17 protein-coding genes are annotated in these 21991 nt (G+C 69.0%); 12 read left to right on the top strand and 5 right to left on the bottom strand.

Annotated features, from left to right (window positions below):
* Positions 1-41 precede the first annotated feature (41 nt).
* Positions 42-767, top strand: coding sequence for a cobalt-precorrin-6A reductase (locus ACJH6J_RS10405; protein ID WP_406775193.1), 726 nt, complete (start codon positions 42-44; stop codon positions 765-767).
* On the opposite strand, the gene ACJH6J_RS10400 is transcribed toward ACJH6J_RS10405, so the two are convergent.
* Genes ACJH6J_RS10400 through cobG form a run of 4 tightly spaced genes read right to left on the bottom strand, consistent with a single transcriptional unit; the run spans position 751 to position 5912 of the window.
* Complete coding sequence (locus ACJH6J_RS10400; protein WP_406801774.1) at positions 751-2628, bottom strand: hypothetical protein; 1878 nt, start codon at positions 2626-2628, stop codon at positions 751-753. The genes ACJH6J_RS10405 and ACJH6J_RS10400 overlap by 17 nt on opposite strands.
* Positions 2629-2656: 28 nt before the next feature.
* Positions 2657-4126 (bottom strand): precorrin-2 C(20)-methyltransferase, encoded by a 1470-nt coding sequence (locus ACJH6J_RS10395; RefSeq protein WP_406775195.1) that lies wholly within the window; start codon positions 4124-4126, stop codon positions 2657-2659.
* A 28-nt stretch (positions 4127-4154) separates the two neighbouring features.
* A complete protein-coding gene (locus tag ACJH6J_RS10390; RefSeq protein ID WP_212813894.1) occupies positions 4155-4781 on the bottom strand; it encodes a precorrin-8X methylmutase in 627 nt (208 codons plus the stop codon).
* Between the two features lie 9 nt (positions 4782-4790).
* Positions 4791-5912, bottom strand: a complete 1122-nt coding sequence (gene cobG, locus ACJH6J_RS10385) for a precorrin-3B synthase (protein ID WP_318986178.1) — start codon at positions 5910-5912, stop codon at positions 4791-4793.
* Between the two features lie 287 nt (positions 5913-6199).
* On the opposite strand from cobG, the gene ACJH6J_RS10380 reads away from it, so the two are divergent.
* The 4 genes from ACJH6J_RS10380 to ACJH6J_RS10365 all read left to right on the top strand — a co-directional run bounded on the left by ACJH6J_RS10380 (position 6200) and on the right by ACJH6J_RS10365 (position 14888).
* On the top strand, positions 6200-8683 hold the full coding sequence (locus tag ACJH6J_RS10380; RefSeq protein ID WP_406775196.1) for a diguanylate cyclase: 2484 nt from the start codon (positions 6200-6202) through the stop codon (positions 8681-8683).
* A 3-nt stretch (positions 8684-8686) separates the two neighbouring features.
* Complete coding sequence (gene cobN, locus ACJH6J_RS10375) at positions 8687-12250, top strand: cobaltochelatase subunit CobN (protein ID WP_406801773.1); 3564 nt, start codon at positions 8687-8689, stop codon at positions 12248-12250.
* 52 nt (positions 12251-12302) lie between these two features.
* On the top strand, positions 12303-13220 hold the full coding sequence (locus ACJH6J_RS10370; RefSeq protein WP_406775198.1) for a serine/threonine-protein kinase: 918 nt from the start codon (positions 12303-12305) through the stop codon (positions 13218-13220).
* A 177-nt stretch (positions 13221-13397) separates the two neighbouring features.
* A complete protein-coding gene (locus ACJH6J_RS10365; protein ID WP_406775199.1) occupies positions 13398-14888 on the top strand; it encodes an amino acid permease in 1491 nt (496 codons plus the stop codon).
* Positions 14889-14949: 61 nt separating this feature from the next.
* Here the strand turns inward: ACJH6J_RS10365 and ACJH6J_RS10360 are convergent, their stop codons facing one another.
* The gene (locus tag ACJH6J_RS10360; RefSeq protein ID WP_318986288.1) at positions 14950-15120 is read right to left on the bottom strand and encodes a hypothetical protein; all 171 of its coding nucleotides are present in this window, start codon (positions 15118-15120) and stop codon (positions 14950-14952) included.
* A 453-nt stretch (positions 15121-15573) separates the two neighbouring features.
* Here ACJH6J_RS10360 and ACJH6J_RS10355 point away from each other — a divergent pair, with 453 nt between their 5' ends.
* The 7 genes from ACJH6J_RS10355 to ACJH6J_RS10325 are packed head-to-tail and all read left to right on the top strand — an operon-like array spanning position 15574 to position 21955.
* Positions 15574-15954 carry a PPOX class F420-dependent oxidoreductase gene (locus ACJH6J_RS10355; RefSeq protein WP_406775200.1) on the top strand — a complete coding sequence of 127 codons (381 nt, stop codon included), beginning with the start codon at positions 15574-15576 and terminating at the stop codon, positions 15952-15954.
* Positions 15954-16844 carry a formyltetrahydrofolate deformylase gene (purU, locus tag ACJH6J_RS10350; RefSeq protein WP_318986290.1) on the top strand — a complete coding sequence of 297 codons (891 nt, stop codon included), beginning with the start codon at positions 15954-15956 and terminating at the stop codon, positions 16842-16844. Before ACJH6J_RS10355 ends, purU begins: the two co-directional genes overlap by 1 nt.
* Before the next feature lie 4 nt (positions 16845-16848).
* On the top strand, positions 16849-17241 hold the full coding sequence (locus tag ACJH6J_RS10345; protein WP_064859104.1) for a PPOX class F420-dependent oxidoreductase: 393 nt from the start codon (positions 16849-16851) through the stop codon (positions 17239-17241).
* 34 nt (positions 17242-17275) lie between these two features.
* Positions 17276-17764: an FxsA family protein gene (locus tag ACJH6J_RS10340; protein ID WP_318986291.1), complete on the top strand. Its 489-nt coding sequence runs from the start codon at positions 17276-17278 to the stop codon at positions 17762-17764.
* 21 nt (positions 17765-17785) lie between these two features.
* Complete coding sequence (locus tag ACJH6J_RS10335) at positions 17786-19402, top strand: amidohydrolase (RefSeq protein ID WP_406801772.1); 1617 nt, start codon at positions 17786-17788, stop codon at positions 19400-19402.
* The gene (lnt, locus tag ACJH6J_RS10330) at positions 19395-21194 is read left to right on the top strand and encodes an apolipoprotein N-acyltransferase (protein WP_406801771.1); all 1800 of its coding nucleotides are present in this window, start codon (positions 19395-19397) and stop codon (positions 21192-21194) included. The genes ACJH6J_RS10335 and lnt overlap by 8 nt, the downstream gene beginning before the upstream one ends.
* Positions 21194-21955: a polyprenol monophosphomannose synthase gene (locus ACJH6J_RS10325; RefSeq protein WP_020103190.1), complete on the top strand. Its 762-nt coding sequence runs from the start codon at positions 21194-21196 to the stop codon at positions 21953-21955. Before lnt ends, ACJH6J_RS10325 begins: the two co-directional genes overlap by 1 nt.
* The last annotated feature ends 36 nt before the right edge of the window (positions 21956-21991 follow it).

Here is a 21991-nt window from a genome sequence, read left to right as displayed (position 1 = left end):
CGGGCGGAACGTCCGTGTCGCGGGCACTGGGAAGGTGACCGGTGAAGCTGCTGCTCCTGGGCGGGACGTCGGAGGCGCGGGCATTGGCCAAGCGGCTGCACCCCGGCATCGAGCTGATCAGTTCCCTGGCCGGTCGCGTCCCCGACCCGGCGCTGCCGGTCGGCCCGGTGCGGATCGGTGGCTTCGGTGGCGTCGACGGCCTGCGGACCTACCTGCAGGACAACGAGATCACCGCCGTCGTCGACGCCACGCACCCGTTCGCCGCCACCATCACCGCCAACGCCGCCCAGGCCTGCGCAAGCCTGCGGCTGCCGCATCTGGTCCTGGCGCGGCCGGCGTGGCCGCACGGTGACGCCATCGTCGTCGCCGATGACCGGCAGGCCGCGCAGACCGTCAAAGACCGTGGCTACCAACGGGTCTTCCTCACCACGGGACGTTCGGGCACGACGGCCTTCCGCGCGTCGGACGCCTGGTTCCTGATCCGTGCCGTCACGCCGCCGGACGCCGATACGCTGCCGCCGCAGCACCACATCCTGTTGTCCCGCGGCCCGTACGACTACGACAACGAGCTGGCGCTGCTGCGTGACCACCGCATCGATGCCCTGGTCACGAAGAACAGCGGTGGCGGCATGACGCGCGCGAAGCTGGATGCCGCTGCGGCGCTGAATGTTCCGGTGATCATGGTGGACCGGCCGGCGCTGCCCGGCGGCGTGGCGACAGCCGCCAGCGTCGACGAAGCCGAAGCGTGGGTCAGGGCGCGTCGATGAGCCGCTGGAGTTCGTCCCAGGCGGCCCGCCGGTGCGCTTCCGCGTCGTCGCGGAGCTGACGGACCTTCTCGCCCTGCGCGGTGCTGCGGTCCCGCAGCGCCTCGAGGTCCACGATGAGCCGGCGCCGTAGCTCGCCTTCGGGGCCGTCGGTGCCGAGGACGTTGAGCTGCTCGGAGATTCGGCTCTGCGCCTCGTAGTCACCCGAGCGCGCGGCCTCGACCTGCTCGGCGCCCGACTCCAGCCGCTCGGCGGTCGCCCACTTGTCCAGGACTTCGCCGAGCGCGGTGATGGTGGCGGCGTCGAGGGACCGGTCGGCCAGCCATTCTTCGAGTTGACCCGGCGCGAGGTGCTCGTAGTCGATCTCGCTGGACAGCGGCCAGCTTTCCAGCACCGTGGCTTCGACGGCGCCGTGGCCGGCCGCGGTGACCGTGATCCGGTGGTTGGTCCCGTCGTCGGCGATCGCGGTGACGTTGTCCCGCGCTTCCACGCGGTGTCCCTGAAAACGGACGATCTCGAAGATCACCTCGACCGGTTCGGCATGGTCGTTCTCGACCCGCAGGGTATGGAGTCGCTCGCGCCGCTGCTCGTGGACCAGCGCGGCGCGGGCCAGGCGCACGCGGGCGGTGACGTCGCTGACGGTCGAGGTGTGCCGGCACCGCACCGCAAGGTCTTTCGCGAACGGCAGCCGCACCTTCGCGTCGCGGGCGGTGAAGGGCACCATCGCTTCGCCGGCGTAGGCATCCTGCTCGTAGATGACGGCGGGGCCTTCCTCGAGCACGATGCCCGCGGTGTTGGTGAAGACGAGGACGATCTCGGGGGAGCGGTCATGGCCGGTCCAGACCAGTTCGCGCCGGACGCCGTCCACGGCCTGTACCGCCAGGGGAATCATCGACGCGCCGCCGCGTTTGAGTGACACCGGGGTACTCAGCCGGTACTCGAAATACTCACCGCGATCGGCGGTTTCGACATCGTCGACGGCGTCGGCATACGCATCGAAAAACCCGGCGCCGGCAGGTGCGGGCATCGCCATCGCCGCCGATACCTCAGCCGGCGACCGGGTTTTCGCGGCGGCGGCCACGGGCACCGCACCGCGGCGGCTTTCCTCGACGACCTCCCGATACGCGTGCTTGCTCTCGTACAGGTCGATGTCGAAGGAGACCGGTTCGCCGGTGGTCAGCGTCAACGCGATGTCGGTGAGGTCCTCGTCGACGGGGTTGTGCACGATGCCCATCGCGGTCAACACCAGGCCGTCACCATCGCGCACCAGCCGGTACGACAGCCGCCACAGCGGCGCCGGCACCACGTAGGACACCTGGACGGTCCCGCTGCCCCGAACCTGTACGCCCAGTTGGCAATTCTGGCCCGCGGTCAGCGCGCGGGACCGGTCCAGCAGGTACTCGAGGTTGTCGCGCGATGGTTCCTCCGCCAGCGTGACGGCAGCGACGTCGGCCAGTTCGATCAGGCTGACCGACCCCGCGTCGGTGCGCAGGACCAGCACCTGGCGGTACTTCGCCGATTCGTCGACGCCGATCACCTCGCCCCGATGGCGCGTGGCGCCGCAGTCGACTTCGACGGTGCGGCCGCGCAGGCCGTCGAACAGTCCGCGCAGCGCGTTGCCGGACTCGATCTGCACCCCGCGGCCACCCAGTTGGCTGTGCGGGTCGGTGGGGGTGTCGAACGAGACCGCGCCGACCGCCAGGTCGGTACCGGTACCCACCACTGACAGCGACTTGAGCACGTCCTTCATCTGGGCGTGGCGGAACGTCAGGGCGAAATCACCGTCGACCGGGCCACTGCGTTCGACCAGCGCCATGCCGTGCTTGTACATGACCAGGCGCGTGACTCGAGGGCTTTCGCTCATGTCCGGAAACCCTAGTGGCCCAATCGAATCAGTGGGGGTAATACCGCGGGGTGAACACCCGGTCGCCCTCGGGGGTGCTGTGCCACACCGTCTGCGACGAGCCGACGATCAGCAGGCAGCGCATGTCGATCTCGGCCGGCTTGAGGTCGGCCAGGCGCACCACGCGCACGGTTTCGTTCGGCCCGGCCACGTCGCGACCGATGATCACCGGCGTGTTCGGGTCGCGGTACTCCAGCAGCAGATCCTGCATCGCGGCCACCTGCCAGGTGCGGGTCTTCGAGGCCGGGTTGTAGATCGCGAGCACGAAGTCGGCGCGGGCGGCCGCGGTGACGCGCTGGGCGATGATGTCCCAGGGCTTGAGCCGGTCGGACAGCGAGATCACCACGTAGTCATGGCCGAGCGGGGCACCGACGCGGCTGGCCACGGCCTGCGCGGCGGTCATCGCCGGGACCACCCGGACCTGGACGCCCGGCCACTGCTGGGCCTCCTCGAGCACCGCGGTCGCCATCGCGAACACGCCGGGGTCACCGGAGGACACCACGGCGACGGTCCGGCCCTGCTGGGCCAGCCTGCAGGCCAGTTCGGCGCGGGCACGTTCGTCGGTGTTGTCGCTCGGGTGCCGCTGCTGGCCGGGACGATCCGGGACGCGGTCCAGGTACGGTCCGTAGCCGATCAGGTCGGTGGCGGCCGCCAGCTCGCGGCGGGTCTGCGTCGTCGTCCACTCCGGATCGCCCGGGCCCAGGCCGACCACGACAACACTGCCGCCAGTGCGGGCCGCACGTTGTCCGCCCGGAAGGATCGCGATGGAGAAGTACGGCACCGTCGTCTCGTCGACGTCGGCGGCCGGCAGCACCCGCTGCGCCTCGGTGCTCGCGCGCTCGACGTAGAACGCCTCATCCAGCCGTCCGGCCGATGAAAGCGCCTGCCGCACAGCCGGGTACGAGCGGCCCAACTTCATCACGACGGCGGCGTCGGTGTCGGCGAGGCGGCGTTGCAGCTCGCCGGCCGGCAGCGTGCCGGGCAGGATGGTGAGCACCTGCTCGCCCTGCACCAGCGGCGTCGAGATGGCCGCCGACGCGGCACTGACGGACGTCACGCCCGGCACGATGACGGCGTGGAACCGTTCGGTGAGCCGCGTGTGCATGTGCATGTAGGAGCTGTAGAACAGCGGGTCGCCCTCGGCCAGCAGCGCCACGTTGCGGCCCGCGGCCAGGTGGGTGGCGATGCGCTCGGCGGCCTCGGCGTAGAAGTCCTCGATGGCGCCGTCGTACCCGCCCGGATGCGACGTGGTCTCGGTCGTCACCGGGTAGACGAGGTGCTCCTCGATCTGGCCGGGGCGCAGATACGGCTCGGCGATGCGGCGCGCGATGCTGTGGCCGTGGCGCGCACTGTGGTACGCCACCACGTCGGCCTCGCCGATCACACGCGCGGCCTTGACCGTCACCAATTCCGGGTCGCCCGGACCGAGGCCGACGCCGAAGAGAGTTCCCGTTGTCATCGTCCACCTTCTGCTCGTTCGGCGAGCCTCACTCGCGTTCACTCGCAATCGCGTTCACCGCGGCGGCAGCCATGGCACTACCGCCACGCCGCCCCGTCACCACCAGATAGTCCATGCCGCGCGGTCGCGCGATCAGTTCGTCCTTCGACTGCGCCGAGCCGACGAAGCCCACGGGGCCGCCCAGCACCGCGGCGGGCACCGGCGCGCCCTCGTCCAGCAGCTCGAGCAACCGGAACAAGGCCGTCGGCGCGTTGCCGATGGCCAGCACGGCGCCCCCGAGCCGGTCGGCCCACAGATCGACGGCCGCCGCGGACCGGGTGCTGCCGAGTTTCGCGGCCATCGCGGGTGCGCCCGGGTCGGCGACCAGCGACACCACGTCGTTGTTCGCGGGCAGGCGTGAGCGCGTGATGCCCGCAGCCACCATCGACGAATCGCACAGGATCGGCGCCCCGGCGGCCAGCGCGGCATGCGTGCGGGTCACCACGTCGTCGGTGTAGGCGACGTGCTCGGTGACGTCGACCTGGCCGCAGGTGTGGATCAGACGGACGACGACGCGCGAGACGTCGTCGGGAAATCGCGCCAGATCCGCCTCGGCGCGGATGGTCGCGAACGACTGTCGGTAGATCTCCGCAGCGTCGCGGACGTAGTCGAGCACGCGATAACCCTACGGGTGGCGCGGTTCGTACCCCGAGTTGGTCGCCACCAGCACCTCACCGACGGACGGGCTGCCGCACGCGCGCTCGCAGCCGACGAAATGCCGGCGGCCGCCGGGCTCGCCCGACTCCGCCGCGGCGGCCGCGTCACTGCGCACGTCGGTCAGTGACTTGGCGCACCCGGGGCTGCCGGTGCAGGAGCTGATCGACAGCCAGGGGGAGTGCTCGTCGAAGATCAGGCCCATGGGCGCCAGCACCCGCAGGGAGGTGTCGGCGATGCCCTCTTCGAGGTCACAGATGAGTAACGAGCGCCATGGTGTGACCACCACGGGAGCGGTGATGGCGGCCACAAACTCGGCGGTGCGGGCCCGCAGCACACCCAACGGGACGGCGGCACCCAATGTGATCCGGCCGTCGTCCTGGGTGATCCAGCCGACCGGCGGAACGTCGACGGGCGCCCAGGTCGCGCCCGCCGGCTCGGTCGGGTTCAGCCCGGCCGCGTCCAGGAGGACGTCAGCGTGCTCCAATTCGCTTGTTCGCCAACGATTCCCGCGAATGTTCTGGAAGCTGTGGGCCAGGTTCAGCAGGGTCTCCGAGGCCTGCGTGGCGGCGATCCGCACCCCGGTGTCGCGGCCCGCCACCAGTACGGCGGCCGTCTCGGCAGAGACCAGATGGGTGCTCACGTCGGGCGCCAGGCCCGAGATGTCACCGCGGCCGTCGTCGACGCCGAACCAGAACCTGCCGGGCAGTTCGGCCAGGTCAGGGCGGTTTTGCAGGCCGGAATCGAGGTCGCGCACGACGGCGCGGACGTCGCCCAGCCCGCCGCTGCGGCCCGACAGCGGGGACGCCACGATGTTGCGGACGCGTTCGTGAGTGGCCGAGGGCAGCAGGCCCGCCGCCTGGACCGCCGCGGCCAGCCCCGCGGCATCGTGGATTCCGCGCACCTGGATGTTGCCGCGCGAGGTCAGTTCCATTGCCGGCGAGCCGAATTCGGGCGCCGCGAGGGCCAGCGCCTCCAGCTGTGCAGCAGTGATCATGCCGCCGGCCAGGCGGATGCGGGCCAGGTCACCGTCGGCCGCCTGGTGCACCTGCAGGGCGCCCGGGCAGGCGTCGTCGTCACGGCTGCGAATCACCTTGTCCACGTTACGTTGTGCCGCAAATTGTGAAGTGGGCCACTGCCGTTTCCGGGCTGTTCCGTGCCTTACAAGTCCCTTGTAATCAGGGCATCGGCCCGTACCGTTGAACGCGAACTTCCGCTTGCTACATCGCATTCGGATGACCTAAGGAGGGACGCAATGTCCGATTTCGCTCTGTACGTTGGTGGCGTCTTCGCTCTCATCGTGGCCGCGGGCCTGCCCTACCAGGGCAAGACGTGGTACCAGCGGTGGGAGACCAACCAGCGCTGACCACAGCGAGGTAGATGAGACCGCCGGCGGGCGGGTTGCACAGCAACCCGCCCGCCGTTGCTTTTTCCGCACCCCGGTTCGGTCTGATCGGCGCAGGCCGTGACGTTAGGCTGCTGGCCAAGTGGCCCGTCGCGACAGGGGAGGCGCAGTCCATGTGGTCGGCGATGGTCAACGGGGTTCGATTCAGCGAACCCCTTGAGTCCGAGTTCCAACTGACCTTCGGTCAGTCGGGCCGCAAGGCCCGCCACGAGATGTGGGCCGTCCTGCTGATCGTCATCACCGCGGGTATCGCTTTTCATCACACGCTGCTGCGGGTGCCGCCCGAAGTGATGCCACTGGGCCGTTCTTTGTTGGTGGCCGTCGTCGTGCCCATGGTGCTGCGCTGGCTCAGTGGAGACCACAGCCCACTGCAGCGGTGGTCCTCGTTGCTCTACATCGCATCGGTGTATATCGACGTCGCCTGCTTCATGGTGCTGCGCATCGCGTGCATCCGGCACGGGCTGGACGTCGTGCCGCTGGCCATGCCCGTGGCGATCTTGATGAGCCTCATCGTCGTGCAGATCCGCTTCGTGCTGCTGGCCCCGGCGATTCTCGCCGGGCTCGCCGGCATCGTGGCGACCGAGCTCTCGGCGTTCGAGCCCACGAGCAACGAAATGTTCGACATCGTCGCCTTGATCGGGATGGTGACCGTGGCGCTCAGCGCTGCCTACGAGCTCGAACGGTCGACCCGAACCGGCTGGCTGCGGGCCCGCACGCTGGCTCGCCTCACCCGCACCGACGCGCTGACCGGAGTGCCGAACCGGCGCTACTTCGACGAGCAGCTCACGGAGGTGGCGCGGGCCGCGCAGCGCACCGGCGGCAGCCTGGCCGTGATGGTGCTCGACGTCGACGACTTCAAGGGCTTCAACGACCGCAACGGTCACCTGGCCGGTGATGACTGCCTGCGGCGGGTCGGCGCCTATCTGGGCGACTCCTTGACCGGTGTGGACGAGTTCTGCGCCCGCCTCGGTGGTGAGGAGTTCGTCGCGGTGTGGTGTGCGGCCGACCCGGCCACGATGGCCACCCGCGCCGAGGAGATCCGGTCCGGAATCTCCGCACTCGCGATCGCTCACGACGCCGACGGGCGCGTCGTCACCGCGTCGGCCGGCCTGGCGCACGATCCGGAACCCGGCGCGGCCACCATCAACGCCGTCGAACTGCTCCGCCGCGCGGACTCCGCCCTGTACCGGGCCAAGCGTGAGGGCCGGGACCGGCTCGCCGTCGCGGACCCGCAGCTGCCCGTCATGCCGAGCCGCGACAGGCACCGCGGCCCCCGTCGCTCGACGGCCCCGGCCCCGGCTGTAGCCGAACTGCAGCCCGCGCCCACGCACGAGCAGGAAGCAGAGTTCCGGAAGGTGTACGACCGGCAGGGGCGCATCTCGCGGGCCGCGATCATGCTGGGCTTGGACGCGGTGTGCCTCGCGATGCTGTCGTCGTACAAGACCGTGCTCAAGATGCCGCCCGAATCGCAGGCACTCGGTGTGTACACGCTGGTCTACGGGATCATGCCGATGGCGACGCTGGCTGCCCTGACCGCGTTGGTGCCGCGGCTCTACCGGTTCTCCGCTCCCACGTACATCGCGGCCGTCGGCGTCATCACCAGTGCCCAGATGTACGAGCGGGTGGTCCAGCTGCCGCAGGGCTACGACGTCGTCCCGTACCTGATGCCCACGGCGGTGCTGCTGAGCCTGTGCGTGGTGAAGATCCGGTTCCGGCTGCTGGCCCCTTCGGTGCTGGCGATCCTGCTGTTCGTGTCGGCGCTGGAGCTGTGGGTGTTCCCGTGGACCAGCAACAGGTTGCTCACCGTGGGCACGTCGATCTTCATGGTCGCCGTGACCATGCGGTTCTCCTACAAGCTCGAGCGATCGGTGCGGCTGGCGTGGCTCGATGAGCGCAAGCTCGACGAACTCACCAGAACCGACCCGCTGACCGGATTGGCGAACCGGCGGTCCTTCGACGAGGCGCTTGACGGACTCGACGCGGCCGTGGAGACCCGGTACGCGGCGGTGATGGTGCTCGACGTCGACGACTTCAAGGGCTTCAACGACCGGTACGGCCACCCGGCGGGCGACGATGCGTTGCGGGCAATCGGCACGTACCTGCGGCTCGCGACCGCAGGTGAGGACGTCGTCGTGGCTCGCGTCGGCGGCGAGGAGTTCGCGGCGCTGTGGCGCGGTCCCGACAACAGCGACGGCGCCGGCAGGCGGCGCGCCGAAGAACTGCGCAGCGGCATCGCCGGGCTGGGCCCGGTAGCGGGTACGCCCACGACGCTGACCGCCTCGGCCGGATTCGCCGGGATGTCCCGGTCGGATTGGGCCGCGGCGGGCGGTTTCGCCCGCGAACTGCTGGCCCGCGCGGACCGGGCCGTCTACGACGCCAAAGCCGGGGGCCGAAACCAGCTGGTCGCGGCGCCGTCCGACACCGCGGAGCAGCCGGCATCGCCGGTGGGGTACGAATAGTCGGTGCCGACCGTACTGCTGCTCTCGACGTCCGACACCGATCTGATCACGGCCCGCGCCAGCGGCGCCGAGTACCGGTGGGCCAACCCGTCCCGGTTGATCGACGGGGAACTGGCGGACCTCCTCGCGGGTTCGGATCTGGCGATCGTCCGGGTGCTGGGCGGCTATCGGACCTGGCAGGACGACATCGATGCCGTCGTCGCCAGCGGTATCCCGACCGTGGTGCTGTCGGGGGAGCAGACGCCCGACGCCGACCTGATGAGCCACTCGACTGTCCCGGCCGGTGTCGCGCTGCAGGCGCACATCTACCTGGCGCACGGCGGCGTCAGCAACCTGGTGAATCTCCATTCGTTCCTGTCGGACACGGCGCTGATGACCGGGTTCGGCTTCGGTGAGCCCGAATCCACGCCGAGCTGGGGGCTGCTGGACCGCCAGACGGATGCGGCGGGACCGACCATTGCGGTGCTCTACTACCGCGCCCAGCAGCTGGCCGGCAACACTGCCTACATCGACGCGCTGTGCGGCGCCATCGAGCAGGCCGGCGGCCGTCCGCTGCCGATCTTCTGCGCTTCGCTGCGCACCGCCGAGCCCGAGCTCATCGAGCTGCTGGGCACCGCCGACGCGCTCATCACGACGGTGCTGGCGGCCGGCGGCGCGACGCCGGCCCTCGCGAGCGCCGGCGGCGATGACGACAACTGGAACGTCGCGCACCTGGCGGCGCTCGACATCCCGATCCTGCAGGGTCTGTGCCTGACCAGCTCGCGTGCCCAGTGGGACGAGAACGACGACGGCCTGACGCCGCTCGACGTGGCGTCACAGGTGGCGGTGCCGGAGTTCGACGGCCGGATCATCACCGTGCCGTTCTCGTTCAAGGAGATCGACAGCGAAGGCCTGATCTCGTATGTCGCTGACCCCGAGCGCTGCGAGCGCGTCGCGCGGCTGGCCGTCCGGCATGCCCGGCTGAAGCACATCGCCCCGGCCGACAAGCGCGTCGCGCTGGTGTTCTCGGCGTACCCGACCAAGCACGCCCGCATCGGCAACGCCGTCGGCCTCGACACGCCGGCCAGCGCCGTCGCGCTGCTGCGGGCCATGCGCGACGCCGGCTACCGCATCGGTGACATCCCCGGCGTCGACGCCGAAGATGGTGACGCCCTCATCCACGCGATGATCGAGCGCGGCGGCCAGGACCCCGACTGGCTCAGCACCGAAGCGCTCGAAGCCAACCCGGTGCGCGTCTCTGCCAAGGACTACCGGGCCTGGTTCGCCACGCTGCCCGCCGAACTCACCGATGCCGTCACCGAACACTGGGGCGAGGCGCCGGGCGACCTGTTCGTCGACCGCTCACAGGACCCCGACGGTGAGATCGTCATCGCCGCAATGGTTTCCGACAACATCGTGCTCATCGTCCAGCCGCCCCGCGGCTTCGGTGAGAACCCCGTCGCGATCTACCACGACCCCGACCTGCCGCCGAGCCACCACTACCTGGCCGCCTACCACTGGATCAACAAGCACTTCGGTGCCGACGTGATGATCCACCTGGGCAAGCACGGCAACCTGGAATGGCTGCCCGGCAAGACCCTCGGCATGTCCGCCGCATGTGGCACCGACGCCGCGCTCGGCGACCTGCCGCTGGTCTATCCCTTCCTGGTCAACGATCCGGGTGAGGGCACGCAGGCCAAGCGCCGCGCGCATGCCGTCCTGGTCGACCATCTGATCCCGCCGATGGCCCGCGCCGAGACCTACGGCGATATCGCCCGCCTGGAACAACTGCTCGACGAGCACTCGACCATCTCGGCGCTCGATCCCGGCAAGCTGCCGGCCATCCGTCAGCAGATCTGGACCCTGATGCGCGCCGCCAAGATGGACCACGACCTCGGGCTCGAGGACCGGCCGGACGAGGACGTGTTCGACGACATGCTGCTGCACGTCGACGGCTGGCTGTGCGAGATCAAGGACGTCCAGATCCGCGACGGCCTGCACATCCTGGGCCAGGCGCCCGACGGCGAGGCCGAACTGGACCTGGTGCTGGCCATCCTGCGGGCCCGCCAGCTGTTCGGCGGCGAGCAGTCCGTGCCGGGGCTGCGTGAAGCCCTGGGGCTCGCTGAAGACGGCTCTGCCGAGCGGGATGCCGTCGACGCCGCCGAAGGCCGGGCCCGCGAACTGGTTGCGGCACTGCAGAAGTCGGGCTGGGACGCTGCCACCGTCGACGGCATCACCGACAACGCCGAGGTCGCCAAGGTGCTGCGGTTCGCCGCCACCGAGGTGGTGCCGCGGCTGCGCGCGACCAGCCGCGAGATCGACCAGATCCTGCACGCCCTCGGCGGCGGCTTCATCGCGGCCGGGCCGTCAGGATCGCCGCTGCGCGGCCTGGTGAACGTGCTGCCCACGGGACGCAACTTCTACTCGGTCGACCCCAAGGCCGTCCCGTCGAAGCTGGCGTGGGAAACCGGTGTGGCGATGGCGGATTCGCTGCTGGAGCGGTACCGCACCGACCACGGGCGCTGGCCCGAGTCCGTCGGGCTCTCGGTGTGGGGCACCTCGGCCATGCGCACCGCGGGTGACGACATCGCCGAAGTGCTTGCGCTGCTGGGTGTTCGGCCCATCTGGGACGACGCGTCACGGCGCGTGGTCGGACTGGAGCCGATCGCGTTGGCCGAACTGGGCCGCCCGCGCATCGACGTCACGGTCCGCATCTCCGGCTTCTTCCGGGATGCCTTCCCGCACGTGGTGACCATGCTCGACGACGCCGTCCAGCTGGTCGCCGGGCTCGACGAGCCGGCCGAGGACAACTACGTCCGCGCCCACTCGCAGGTCGACATCGCCGACCACGGCGACCAGAGGCGCGCCACCACAAGGATTTTCGGTTCGAAGCCGGGCACCTACGGTGCCGGCCTGCTGCAGCTCATCGACAGCCGCAACTGGCGCGACGACGCCGATCTGGCCCAGGTGTACACCGCGTGGGGTGGCTTCGCGTACGGTCGCGGCCTCGACGGCGCCCCGGCCACCGACGACATGAACCGGGCCTACCGGCGAATCTCGGTGGCGGCCAAGAACACCGACACCCGCGAGCACGACATCGCCGACTCCGACGACTACTTCCAGTACCACGGCGGCATGGTCGCGACCGTCCGCGCGCTGACCGGCAAGGACCCCGCCGCCTACATCGGCGACAACACCCGGCCCGACGCCGTCCGCACCCGCACGCTCTCGGAAGAGACCACGCGCGTGTTCCGGGCCCGCGTCGTCAACCCGCGCTGGATGACGGCCATGCGCCGGCACGGCTACAAGGGCGCCTTCGAGATGGCGGCCACCGTCGACTACCTCTTCGGGTACGACGCCACCGCGGGCGTCATGGCCGACTGGATGTACGAGCAGCTGACGCAGAGCTACGTGCTGGACCCCGAGAACCGCAAGTTCATGAGCGAGTCCAATCCGTGGGCGCTGCACGGCATGGCTGAGCGGCTCCTGGAGGCGGCGGGCCGCGGCATGTGGGCCGAGCCGGAGTCCGAGACCCTCGACGGGCTCAAGCAGGTACTGCTGGAGACCGAGGGGGAGTTGGAGGGCTAGCTGGGAGCTCCTTGGCCGGGAGAAATCCGGCGCTCGCAGTTATCCTGGCCCGGTGTTCGAGATCGGTGCGGTGGTCGCCGGTTACGTCATCGAAAGCCGCGTCGGCACCGGCAGCAGCGCTGACGTGTATCGGGCTCGCCGGCCCGCCGAGTCGGTTCCGGTGGCGCTGAAGATATTTCACAACCGGGATGCCGATGACCGGGTGGCCTGGCGGCTCGAGCGGGAGTTCAGCATCGCCTCCCGGCTGCGGCACCCGCATATCGTGGCGATGTACGAGCACGGAGAGCTGCGGGCCGGCGGCGGTGGGGCAGACGAAGATGGTGCGCAACCCTCCCGGCTGTGGCTGTCCATGCAGTACGTCGATGGCCCCGAGTCGACGGTGTTGATTCCCGGACCGGACGAGGAGCCGGATGTGGATGCGGTCGTTCGGGTATCGGCGCAGATCGGCTCGGCCCTGGACTATGCGCATCAAATGGACGTGATACATCGGGATGTCAAGCCCGCCAACATATTACTGAGCTCCGATCGGCGCTCGGCGTTCCTGACCGACTTCGGCATCGCACAGTTGTTGGACGAGGCAAAACCGCTGGCCCGCAATGGCCGGGTCCGTGGGTCGATTGCCTACGCGGCGCCGGAACTCCTCACCGCTCAACAGTTGTTGCCGCAAACGGATGTATATGCGTTGGCGTGCACCATGTTCGAGTGGTTGACCGGTCTGCCGCCGTATCCACGCCCCACCACGTTCGCCATCACGTACGCCCACCTGCACGACGAGGTGCCGACGCTCACCTCACGCCGCTCCTGGTTGCCCACCGCGTTGAATTCGGTGTTCGCAAAAGCACTCGCGAAAGATCCGTCTGCGCGCTATGGCTCGTGCGCCGAGTTTGTCGCCATCGTCGCGAAGATAATGCGAGACGTTGCGCCGCCGCGGCCCCGCCGCCGACGGTGGCCGGCACGGTCGCGTCGCTGAAATTCATGGTTCACACAGTGTTTACCGTCTGAGCCGACGCGTGCGGAGCATCCGACTTAGGGTTTTTGTGTGGGGCTGAGCGCAGGAGTCTGAGGGCGGTATCGGGCCGACCTCTCGTGCGGACGACATCGATGTAACCCCGCGCAACTGGGTCCATCCGACGCCGACGGGAACCGAATGACCACTGAATCAACGAGTTACGACAATTCGGCGCTGGCGCACGAAGAAGAGGGATATCACAAGGCCCTCAAGCCGCGTCAGATCCAGATGATCGCCATCGGTGGCGCCATCGGCACTGGTTTGTTCATGGGCGCGGGCAGCCGACTGCACTCGGCCGGCCCGGGCCTGTTCCTGGTGTATGCCTTCTGTGGCGTCTTCGTCTTCTTCATCCTGCGGGCCCTCGGTGAACTTGTGCTGCACCGGCCCTCCTCCGGCTCATTCGTGTCATACGCGCGCGAATTCTTCGGTGAGAAAACAGCTTTCGTCACCGGATGGCTCTACTTCTTCAACTGGGCGGCCACCGCGATCGTCGATGTCACCGCGGTTGCGCTGTACATGCACTACTGGGGCATGTTCAAGGCGATACCGCAATGGTTGATCGCACTCATCGCGCTGGGGATCGTGGTGACCCTCAACATGATCTCGGTGAAGCTGTTCGGTGAAATGGAATTCTGGGCCTCGATCATCAAGGTCGCCGCGCTGGTCACGTTCCTGGTGGTCGGTGTCGTATTCCTCGGCGGCCGCTTCGAAATAGCGGGCCAGACAACCGGATTCGGTGTGATCGCCGACAACGGCGGACTCTTCCCGACCGGCCTGTTCTCGTTGGTGATCGTCACCTCCGGCGTCATCTTCGCTTACGCCGCAGTCGAACTCGTCGGCATCGCCGCAGGGGAGACCGCAGAGCCCGCCAAGGTGATGCCGCGGGCGATCAACTCCGTGGTCGCGCGTATCGGAATCTTCTATGTCGGTTCGTTGGTGGTGCTGGCGCTGCTGCTGCCCTACACGGCCTACCACAAGGGCGAAAGTCCCTTCGTGACATTCTTTTCCAAGATCGGCGTTCCCGCCGCCGGTGGCATCATGAACATGGTGGTGCTCACCGCCGCGATGTCCAGCCTCAACGCCGGCTTGTACTCGACCGGCCGCGTGCTGCGCTCGATGGCGATGAACGGCAGCGGCCCCGGGTTCACCGCGAAGATGAACCGCAACGGCGTGCCGTTCGGCGGGATCGCGCTGACCGCCGCGCTCACGCTGCTGGGCGTCATCCTCAACCTGTTCGTACCCGAGGATGCGTTCAACATCGCCCTCGACCTGTCGGCGCTGGGCATCATCTTCACGTGGGGCATGATCGTCGCCTGCCAGATTCAGCTGTACCGCTGGGCAGCCAAGGGCATCCTGCAGCGACCCAGCTTCCGGTTGCCCGGTACGCCGTACACCAGCTACGCGACGCTGCTGTTCCTCGTCGCCGTCACCGCGCTGATGTGCTACGAGAACTACTGGAATCTGATCGCCATCATCTTGCTGTTCCCGTTGCTGATCGGTGGCTGGTATGCGGTGCGGGGCAAGGTCCTGGCGATCGCGGCGCAGCGTGTCGGATACACCGGTGACTACCCGGTGATTCCACAGCCGCCGATCCCGACCGCGCCGCACCTGCCGCACGACGAGACGTAGCGCTTGCGCGGGTTGTGTGTCAGCGGTCACGTATTCCTCGGTGTGGGGGAAGGCCGGGTGATCACGCAGTCCGCGGCCAGAACTCCTCGAGTCGACGTTCGATGACTGTCCCGGTCGCAAATGCTGCAGCCATGGCGAGGTTCTCGTCGGCGATCTCTTCAGCCCAGTGGGGCGGCCATCCGCCGTCCGTGAGGCTGGTCCGCATTGCGAGGACCAGTTCTTCTCGGGTCATGTCCGCATCCACGACCTGAGCAGTGGTGGTGGCGCGATGTGATGCAAGACCGGCAAAACCCCGGCCGCATCCGCATCCGCCTTCAGGGTCGAGACGGTCACGGTCGCATGGGTCCTGAACCCACACGAGTTCCCCTGGGACGCAGTAGTTGTAATCGTTTCCGCGAACACCTTGAGTAAGGGCTGTCGCTACGAGGATTTTCATTCGGCCGGCCTCCTGATCGGTTTGTACCGGACGCTACGACTGGCCACCGACAAGAGCGGCGATCGACATTGACGCAGTGATCGAACGCAACTGGGTGGCGGAAAATCGGCCGTGGAATCGCCGTGTGGTTGCATTCGGGACTGGCCTAACCCGTGGCCGCGTGTGACAGCTGTGGCCCGCCACGCGTTTCGCAGCCGGCGAGACCATCTCAGAGCGCTGGGCGCACCACGCCGGACTAACCTGATCGCCATGGCCCTCACCTTCGCCGATGTCGCCACCGCGAATTACATCCTGCTGACCACCTTCACCAAGGACGGCCGGCCCAAGCCCACCGCGGTCTGGGCGGTACCGGACGGTGACCGGCTGCTGGTCATCTCCGAGGCCAAGGCCTGGAAGGTGAAGCGCATCCGGAACACCCCGCGCGTGACGGTCGCCAAGTGCGACATGCGCGGCAACCCGAAGAGCGAGGCCGTCGAGGCCACGGCGGCCATCTTGGACAAGTCGCAGCTGGGCGCCGTCTACGACGGCATCGGCAAGCGCTACGGGTTGATCGGCAAGGCCTTCAACTTCTTCTCCAAGCTGCGCGGCGGCATGGAGAACAATGTCGCGCTGGAGCTCCGGGCCGCGTAGTGACTCAATTCCCCGCCGGCGCGCCAAAGCTGCCGCGCCACAAGGACATCGGCCGGCTGCTGCTGAACTGCCCGGACCGTCGCGGCGTCATCGCCGCGGTGTCGACGTTCCTGACCCGCTCGGGCGCCAACATCATCTCGCTGGACCAGCACTCGACGGCTCCGGAAGACGGCGTCTTCCTGCAGCGCACCGTCTTCCATCTGCCTGGGCTGGCCGCCGCCCAGCCCGATCTGGAGCGCGAATTCCAGGCAGTGGCAGACGAATTCGACATGGACTACCGGTTCACCGACGCCTCCAGACCCAAGCGCGTGGCGATCATGGCGTCGACCGCCGACCACTGCCTGCTCGATCTGCTGTGGCGCAACCGCCGCGGCGAACTCGACATGACCGTGGTGATGGTGATCTCCAATCACGCCGACCTCGCCGAGCAGGTCCGGGCGTTCGGGGTGCCGTTCGTGCACATCCCGGCCAGTCGCGATATCCGGGAGCAGGCCGAACAGCGTCAGCTGGAGCTGCTCAAGGGCAACGTCGACCTGGTGGTGCTGGCCCGCTACATGCAGATCATCACGCCCGAGTTCCTCGAGGCCATCGGCTGTCCGCTGATCAACATCCACCATTCCTTCCTGCCGGCGTTCGTCGGCGCCACGCCGTACCGGCGGGCCAAGGAGCGTGGCGTGAAGCTCGTCGGCGCCACCGCGCACTACGTGACCGAGGACCTGGACGAGGGCCCGATCATCGAGCAGGACGTCGTACGCGTCGACCACACGCACAGCGTCGAGGAGTTGGTGCGCCTCGGCGCCGATGTGGAGCGGGCGGTGCTGTCCCGGGCGGTTCTGTGGCACTGCCAGGACCGGATCCTGCGCCACGGCAACGAAACCGTGGTCTTCTAGAGACATGGCTCCGACGTTCGAAGACGTGTACCGCGAGAAGTACCTGCTGCTGACCACCTTCACGAAGGACGGCCGGCCCAAGCCGACACCGGTCTGGGGCGTGCCCCACGAGGGCAAGCTGCTGATCAGCACCGACGACGGCTCGTGGAAGACCAAGCGGATCAAGAACACGCCGCGCGTGACCATCCAGAAGTGCGGCGCGCTGGGGAAGGTCAAGGGCGAACCGGTCGAGGCCATCGCCCGCAACCTGCCGAAGTCCGAGACCAAGCGCGTCTTCGACATGGTGACCAGGCGCTACTGGTGGCACGCCTGGTGGTGGATTCCGCAGGCCATCATCCGCGGCGGTGTGGAAAAGGTGCACGCGGCCATCGAGGTCGAGCCGCTTCCCGGCGGCTAGGAACCAATTCCGGCGTTCCGGCGTTGTCCAGGGCATGGCGATGCGACTATTTCTGGTTTATGCCTTGGTCGAGGTCGCGGTGCTGGCAGCCCTGGCCTCGACCATCGGTGTGGCTTGGACGTTGCTGGCGCTGTTGGCCACTTTTGCTGCCGGCCTGGCCATCGCCGGTACGCAGATCACCCGGCATTTCAGCAGGCTGTCCGAGGCGCTGAGCGCGCGATCGGCCGACCCGACGCTGGCCACCGACAGCCTGCTGGTCGCTCTCGGCACGGTTCTGGTCGTCGTCCCCGGGCTCGCCAGCTCGGTGCTCGGGGCACTCATGCTGGTGCCGTTCACCCGGCGCGCCGTGCGGCCGGTCGCGAACGCCGTGTTCGGCCGTCGGCTCACGCCGATGGACTTCCCGACCCAGGTGATCTACATCAACCACGATGAGCGCTACCGCGGCCGCGGCGAGTACATCGACGGCGAAGTGATCGAGGTCATCGACAGCTCACCGGTCGCTGTGCACCGGCACGCCGGCTGAACGGACTAACCTGTCACCTTCGTGACCACCTTTGCGACGACGCTGCTGCTGGGCGGTCGTATTCACAGCCCCGCGGCGCCCGACGCCACCGCCATCGCGATCCGTGACGGCGTGGTGGCCTGGCTCGGTTCCGACGACGTCGGCCGGGCGCTGCATCCGGACGCCACCGTCGTCGATCTCGAGGGCGCGTTCGTGGCGCCCGCGTTCGTCGACAGCCACGTGCACCTGACCGCCACGGGACTCACCGTGGTCGGGCTCGACCTGCGGACCGCGACGTCGCTGCCGCATCTGCTGACCTTGCTGGCAGAACACGCCGCGGACCACCCGGACGGCGTCATCTGGGGCCACGGCTGGGACGAATCCGGGTGGCCCGAGCGCGTCACCCCGACCACCGCGGACCTCGACGGCGTGCTCGGCGCGCGACCCGCCTACCTGGCCCGGGTCGACGTGCACTCGGCCGTCGCGACCACCGGCCTGCGGCAGCTGGTGCCCGGCCTCGCCGACACCGCGGGCTTCTCCGCGCAGGGACCGCTGACGGCCGACGCCCACCACCGCGTCCGGGCCGCGGCCCGTGACCTGCTCAGCGCGGCACAACGCCGCGACGCCCAGCGCGCCGCGCTCGACCTCGCCGCCCGCAACGGCATCGTCGCGGTGCACGAGTGCGCGGGCCCCGAGATCGGCGGTCTCGACGACTGGGCCGACCTGCGCGCCACCGAACACGGCGTCGACATCGTCGGCTACTGGGGCGAGGCCGTCGCCGACGCGGCCGCGGCCCGCGACCTGATGGCCGCCACCGGTGCCCACGGTCTGGCCGGTGACCTCTTCATCGACGGTGCGCTGGGCTCGCGCACCGCCTGGCTGCAGCAGCCCTACACCGATGCACCCGGCTGCTGCGGCAACACCTACCTGGACACCGACGCCGTCACCGCACATCTGCTGGCCTGCACCGAGGCCGGCATCACCGCGGGCTTCCACGTCATCGGTGACGCCGCGGTCGCAACCGTCGTCGAGGCCCTCGACCGGACCGTGGCGGCGTTCGGGGCGCCTGCGGTCGCGCGCTGTGGACACCGGCTGGAGCACCTCGAGATGGTGGACGCCGAACAAGCGCGCAAGCTCGGTTCCTGGGGCGTCGTCGCCAGCATGCAGCCCAATTTCGACGCGCTGTGGGGCGGCGCCGACGGCATGTACGCCCAGCGTCTCGGTGTCGATCGAGCACAGGGTTTGAACCCGTTTGCGCTGTTAGCATCGCAAGGCGTGCCCCTCGCCTTCGGTTCGGACAGTCCTGTCACCAGCATCAATCCGTGGGAATCGGTGCGCGCGGCCATCAGCCACCGCACGGCGGGCAGTGCCATCTCGGCACGGTCGGCGTTCCTGGCGGCCAGCCGCGGCGCCTGGCGGGCCGCCGGCGTCCGCGACGGGCTGACGGGGACGCTGGTGCCCGGTGCCGTCGCGTCGTACGCCGTGTGGCAGGTGCCCGGCGGCGCCGACGCCCTCGACGTCACCGCACCGGCCGACGCCGTGCAGCGCTGGTCCACCGATCCACGGTCGCGGGTACCGGCGCTACCGCCGCTCGGACCCGACGACGAGCTGCCGACCTGCCTGCAGACCGTCCACCGCGGTGAGCTGATCCATGGCTGAGAGCATGGAAGGCACAGCAGAGAGCGAAGGCGCCGAAGACACCGAGGCGCCCCGGGAAACCGCGGCGGAGCCCGAGACCCCCGCAGAACCGGAGCCGGCGCACGGCCCGGGACGCGGCGCGCGCATCGTCACCGGCGTGAGGCGGTTCTTCGAGCCCCGATTGATCCGGCTCGCCGCGGCCGTCGTGGCCGGTCTGTTGCTGTGCGCGAGCTTCCCGCCGTTCGATCTCTGGTACCTGTCGTTCGTCGCACTGGCATTGCTGGCCTGGGTTCTGATCGACGAACGCACCACGCCCGCAGGCGGTTTCGGCTACGCCATGCTGGCCGGCCTGGTGTTCTACGTGCTGCTGCTGCCGTGGATCAGCAACTTCGTCGGCCCGGTGCCATGGCTGATGCTGTCGGCGCTGGAGGCGTTCTTCACCGGGGTGTTCGGCCTGACCGCGGTCATCGTGCGGCGCCTGCCGGCCTGGCCGCTGTGGTTCGCCGCGCTGTGGGTGGCGGCCGAATGGCTCAAGTCGACGGTGCCGTTCGGCGGCTTCCCGTGGGGCGTCGTGGCCTTCGGCCAGACCGACAGCCCGCTGCTGCCGCTCGCGCAGCTGGGCGGTGCGCCGCTCGTGTCGTTCGCGGTGGCGCTCATCGGTTTCAGTGCGACGGCCATCGTGCTCGAGGCGGTCAGGCACTGGCGTCACGATCACCGCACGGGTGCCGCGGCGCCGCCGGAGGTCTTCATCCCGGGCATTTGCATCGCCGTGGTCCTGCTGCTCACCGTGCTGGCCTGGCCGCACGTCCGCAAGGCCGGCGCCGGCGCGGGTGATGATCCGGCGATCAACGTCGCCGCCGTCCAGGGCAACGTGCCGCGTCTCGGCCTGGACTTCAACGCCCAGCGCCGCGCGGTGCTCGACAACCACGTGCGCGAAACCAAGCAGCTGGCCGAGGACGTCCGCGCCGGCCGCGCGCCGCAACCGACGGCGGTGATCTGGCCGGAGAACTCGTCGGACATCGACCCGCTGGTCAACGCCGACGCCGCGGAACTGATCTCGGCGGCGTCCGCGGCCATCCACGCCCCGATCCTGGTGGGCACCGTGCTGGCGGCGCCGGAGTACACCCCGGAGCACCCGGTGACCACCAACTCGGTGATCGTGTGGAACGGGACCGACGGGCCGGGGGAGCGCCACGACAAGGCCATCGTCCAGCCGTTCGGCGAGTATCTGCCGTGGCGCAGCTTCTTCCGGCTGCTGTCGCCGTACGCCGATCGGGCCGGCTACTTCGTACCGGGCCACGGCACCGGCGTCGTCACCGCCGCGGGCGTGCCGATCGGGGTGACGACGTGCTGGGAGGTCATCTTCGACCGTGCCGCCCGGCAGTCGGTCCTGGGCGGCGCGCAGTTGCTGGCAGTGCCCGCCAACAACGCGACGTTCGACGAACCGATGAGCGTGCAGCAGCTGGCGTTCGCCCGGCTGCGGGCCGTCGAACACGACCGCTACGTCGTCGTCGCGGGCACCACGGGCATCAGTGCGGTCGTCGCGCCCAACGGCCGGGTCCTCGAGCGCACGGAGTTCTTCCAGCCCGGTTACCTGGACCGGCAGGTGCGGTTGAAGACCGATCTCACGCTCGCCACGAGATGGGGACCGGTCATCAACAGTGTGCTCATCGGGGTCGGCGTTTCGGCTCTTGTGGCAGCCATGTTGCACAATAGGAAGCTCGTGCGCCGCCGCCAGGCGGCTGCGGAACGTCAGGACGGCAGTGCGGCCGGGTCTGATGCCGACACCGACACCGAGAGCGAACAGGGGTAATGACCATGGGCGACGACCGTCCGAGTCAGCGCACGCTGGTCATCATTCCGACCTACAACGAGCGCGAGAACCTGCCGTTGATCGTCGGCCGGGTGCATGCCGCCCGTCCGGACGTCCACGTGCTCGTCGTCGACGACGACAGCCCCGACGGCACCGGTCAGCTGGCCGACGAGCTGGCGCTGGCCGATCCCGACCGCGTGCATGTCATGCACCGCGCGGGCAAGGGCGGGCTGGGCGCCGCGTACCTCGCCGGATTCGCGTGGGGTCTGGGCCGCGGCTACAGCGTGCTGGTCGAGATGGACGCCGACGGCAGCCATGCGCCCGAGGAGCTGTACCGCCTGCTGGACGCCGTCGATGCCGGCGCCGATCTGGCCATCGGCTCGCGCTACGTCCCGGGCGGCGCCATCCGCAACTGGCCGCATCGCCGGCTCGTCCTGTCGCGCACCGCGAACACCTACGCCCGGGTGCTGCTGGGCGTCAAGATCCACGACATCACGGCCGGTTACCGTGCCTACCGGCACGACGTGCTTGAGAAGATCGGCCTCGACGACGTCGATTCGAAGGGCTACTGCTTCCAGATCGACCTGACGTGGCGCGCCATCAACGCGGGCTTCACTGTCGTCGAGGTGCCCATCACGTTCACCGAGCGCGAACTGGGTGTGTCGAAGATGAGCGGGTCGAACATCCGCGAGGCCATGTCGCAGGTGGCGAAGTGGGGTATCCGCGGCCGGCTGGACCGGGCCCGCGGCGTCGTCCGCTAGTCACGCAGACAAAGCCGCTAGTCACACAGACAAAGA

The organism is Mycobacterium sp. SMC-18 (assembly GCF_045310895.1).
Taxonomy (GTDB): domain Bacteria; phylum Actinomycetota; class Actinomycetes; order Mycobacteriales; family Mycobacteriaceae; genus Mycobacterium.
The sequence above is the reverse complement of the archived record's forward strand: the minus strand, read 5'-3'. Positions and strand labels throughout refer to the sequence as shown.